Here is a 3,745-nt window from a genome sequence, read left to right as displayed (position 1 = left end):
GGACAAGCATCGTCATTTTATTATGGTCAGCCTCAGGGTGAAGTGTGTCTAATCAACAGGGTTTTCGGTCTCTAAGTACTTTTTAAAGGGAACATCATCGACTCAAATCTCTATTTGCAACAGTGCCCGATGGACTGCATCTACTCGTAGACTCTACAGGCATGAAGTTTCTAGGTGAGGGCGAATGGAAACGCAAGAAACATGGAGCTGAATATCGTCGCCAATAATGACGTATAAAGTTTTATCTAATTTTTCTTTTTATCCAATTTAAAATTAGGTGCGTACACGGCCTCAACTTTCAATAAAGTATAAAAGGTGTTTGTGTAGGCAATACCCTTACTTTTGATAAGCCAAAAGAAAGCAAAAGCCTTTGTTACCCATACATAACATCCCTATTATGATGGATAACGTGTGGCATCCCTGCCACACTCGTGTATCCAAACGTTGCTTAAATTAAACTATGTAATAGTGGCGACATAAAGGTGCTCTTATCGCTATATATTAAAAACTTAGTGGAACACTGTTTCTAAAGCTTTTAAACCCACTTTGGGATCAAGTAGACCGTTGTAAATTTCAGGGATTTCACGTTCCACCCCAAAAAATTCATAAATGGCAAGCATCGCCCCACGAACTGAATATTCCACAGTAAAGACCACGTCATCTTCAATTTCCACAAACTGTCCAAGGAAAGCAAAGTTTTGTGAGCCTTGTGGAATTACCTGTGGACGATCCCCCGGTTTACGGCAGGCGAATAGGGCAGAGGCGTATGGCATCATGGCGGTAGTAACATCAGTCGTTGCCAAAACATGATCTAAAATGTCGTCAAAACCGAGCTGTTTAATCAGTTCTGTTAGGATTTCTTGCCCCGTGGCTTCGGACATTGGTTTTTTGATGTAATCGCCTATATGGTCAATTTGGAAACCGTAGCCCCATAAGGTATATAAACCTTCAGGTAAGTCGGCAAAGTGTGGCTGTGCAGGAACCACGATGGATAAATGCCAACCCGACTCATACCAAGTCATGAGTGCGCCTGTGCCTGGTTCATTGCCTGTATAGTCAATAATACGTTTAAGTAGCACGTCATCTTTCATGGTCAGAGTGAAAGACTCCCACTTATGTTCATCGACATTGCCATAAAAAGTCATTGGACGGCCAAAGTCTGGGGCTTTTTGTGCCAGCGTTTCCCAAAGCGTCCAGCCATGATCTTCTCGATGACGAATAAGGGCAGGCACGTCATGATTACCGCCATAACGTGAGTCTGCTGTAATAGAGCCTAAAGTGAAAATAGCTAAATCATTGGCTTTCAGATTAATTTGCTCTGATCCTTCAGGCAATTGTACATATAGGCGTGAAGCGTAGCGTTCTTGAGTTTCAGCATTGGTAATGAAGTCTGCATCTGTGACATAGTGTCCAAAACGCACATCGACGCCTTGTGCGACTAACCAACGCTGTAGGGGCAGAATCATCGAGTCATATTGGTTGTACTTGGTACGTTTCACACCCGCTAAGGTATGAATGCGTGGCAATTCTTGAATAAAACGCAAGAAATAGCGTCTTAACTCTGCTGCACTGTGCCATTTTTGAAAAGCGAAAGTCGTGCGCCACATGCGCCAGAAATTGGTTTCAAAAAAGGTTTCATCAAAAAACTCATCAATGCGGCGACTGCCAATTTTTTCTTCTTTTGAAGCTAATAGGCGCAGCATCTGTGCACGATGTAGCGTATTCAGACCAAGCTTTGCTGCATCCGCAATGACATGTTCGGCATCAATCAACCGTGCATTGGCGTGGGTTTTCACTTTTTCATTAAACTCACGACATTCTTCACGCACCGAAATGTCTGGATTTTCCAAAGATGGAATACTGGAAAATAAGTCCCATAGGCACAAATAAGTTTCATCGGTCAGCATTCGCCCACCACGTGTTACCCAAGCTTGCGCGGCATGCGGTGTATGTCCACCATCCATCGAACCACCTGAAATATCGAGTTCTTCTAATATATGGATATTTTTGGCAGGGACTTTGGCATCACGGATTGCAAATGCAGCAGCAGCCATACCTGCGATACCACCACCAATAATCCAAAGATGGGACTGTTGTGCGTCTAATGGGGTGCGCTTCTTCTTTTGCATGGTTCACCTTTAATAATGATGTTAAAAACTATGAAGTATAAAATGTGATTTAGAAAAACCTTAAAAATAGTATGACTTTTTATATATGAAAAATGTATGAAATGGGAAGCAATTTACTCATTATATTTTGTAATCAAAAAAATGTAAGTAATGGTTATTTTTAATACACATTTGTATTTTTTTTAAAATAAAATATGATTTAAATAATTGATTTTATTATTTTATAGAGTAATCAATCTATTTTGATCATATTTGTTTGTGTCTGAAGAATGTGTTTGAAACTAGGCTTTCTATTGATCATTAAAAGATATAATTGAATAATAGATCTCTTTCATAAATCAAAAAACGAGCACCTTTTTGATTGATATTTGTACTCTAATTTTCTTAGCATTCGTGCATAATCTGCGGATGAAATACATTGATTCAAAGAAGCTTTCTGAAACACAGTTTAAGCGATATACAGGCATCTCATGGTCAACCTTTTATTTAAATGGTTGAGCAATTGCAGAAGCATGTTCCAGCTAAAGGCAGACCACCCAAGTTAAGTGTGGAGGATCAGGTTCTGCTCTGTCTGAACTATTGGCGGGAATACCGAACTTTATTTCACATTGCTACGAGTTATGGGGTTTCAGAGCCTACAGCCTCAAGAATTGTACGTCATGTTGAAGATTGCCTGATTCAGTCCAAGCTGTTTAATTTACCGAAGAATTTGCCCGAAAGCGAAGGCATAGACTGGAATGTGGTGATCCTGGATGCCACAGAAATTCCAATTCAAAGGCCTAAAAAAACAGAAGAAAAACTATAGTGGCAAGAAAAAGACCCATACCTTTAAAGTACAGGCCATCATCCATTATAAAACTCAGCAAATTCTGAGTTTATGCACTGATCGCGGTACGGTGCATGATTTCGAGCTATTCAAACGCAATTTAAAGCAGATTCCTTCAGGAGCTTTTATCCTTGCAGATAAAGGCTACCTGGGAATTTATGCTGTGTATCCTAATAGCCTGTTGCCGTTAAAAGCCAAAAGACGCTGTAAACTGGATCCTGAACTCAAAATCTATAATCAGGAAATCAACAAAAGAAGAATCGGGATCGAGCATGTATTTGGGCACTGTTGCAAATAACCACGAATGGTAAGCTGAAGACTGTTTTAGCTAAAGATGCAGCATATGAATCCTTTCCATGGTCGGCATTTTCAGGGCGAAATCATTCTTTGGGCTGTGCGCTGGTATTGTAAATATGGCATTAGCTATCGTGAACTGCAGGAAATGCTGGCCGAACGGGGTGTGAATGTTGATCACACGACTATTTACCGTTGGGTTCAACGTTATGCTCCTGAAATAGAAAAACGTTTACGCTGGTATTGGCGTAATCCTACAGATCTGAGCTCGTGGCATATTGATGAAACCTAAGTAAAACTGAATGGACGATGGTCTTATCTGTATCGTGCAGTCGATCAACGTGGCGATACCATTGATTTTTATCTTTCTTCTAGACGTAATACCAAATCAGCATATTGTTTTCTTGGAAAAATTTTAAATAATGTGAAGAAGTGGCAAATTCCACAAGTGATCAACACGGATAAAGCACCCACATATGGACGTGCTTTATCACGG

Annotated in this window: 3 protein-coding genes and 3 pseudogenes; 5 read left to right on the top strand and 1 reads right to left on the bottom strand. The window is 40.3% G+C overall.

Annotated elements, in window-relative coordinates:
* Nucleotides 1-75: pseudogene (locus FTT84_RS17220) on the top strand (IS6 family transposase); the annotation flags it as partial.
* Between the two features lie 53 nt (nucleotides 76-128).
* A pseudogene (locus FTT84_RS17215) lies at nucleotides 129-224 on the top strand (IS5/IS1182 family transposase); the annotation flags it as partial.
* Nucleotides 225-509: 285 nt separating this feature from the next.
* Here the strand turns inward: FTT84_RS17215 and FTT84_RS17210 are convergent.
* Complete coding sequence (locus FTT84_RS17210; protein ID WP_004726755.1) at nucleotides 510-2,129, bottom strand: oleate hydratase; 1,620 nt, start codon at nucleotides 2,127-2,129, stop codon at nucleotides 510-512.
* Nucleotides 2,130-2,619: 490 nt separating this feature from the next.
* Between FTT84_RS17210 and FTT84_RS18310 the strand changes: the two genes are divergently transcribed.
* The 3 genes and pseudogenes from FTT84_RS18310 to FTT84_RS17195 form a co-directional block, all read left to right on the top strand.
* Nucleotides 2,620-2,934: a transposase family protein gene (locus FTT84_RS18310; protein ID WP_171250768.1), complete on the top strand. Its 315-nt coding sequence runs from the start codon at nucleotides 2,620-2,622 to the stop codon at nucleotides 2,932-2,934.
* Nucleotides 2,882-3,253, top strand: coding sequence for a transposase (locus FTT84_RS17200; protein WP_024160689.1), 372 nt, complete (start codon nucleotides 2,882-2,884; stop codon nucleotides 3,251-3,253). The genes FTT84_RS18310 and FTT84_RS17200 overlap by 53 nt, the downstream gene beginning before the upstream one ends.
* Before the next feature lie 45 nt (nucleotides 3,254-3,298).
* Nucleotides 3,299-3,745, top strand: a pseudogene (locus FTT84_RS17195) (IS6-like element IS1006 family transposase); the annotation flags it as partial.

The organism is Acinetobacter sp. YH01019, assembly GCF_013420285.1.
In the GTDB taxonomy this organism is placed as follows: Bacteria; Pseudomonadota; Gammaproteobacteria; order Pseudomonadales; family Moraxellaceae; genus Acinetobacter; species Acinetobacter gandensis.
The sequence above is the reverse complement of the archived record's forward strand: the minus strand, read 5'-3'. Positions and strand labels throughout refer to the sequence as shown.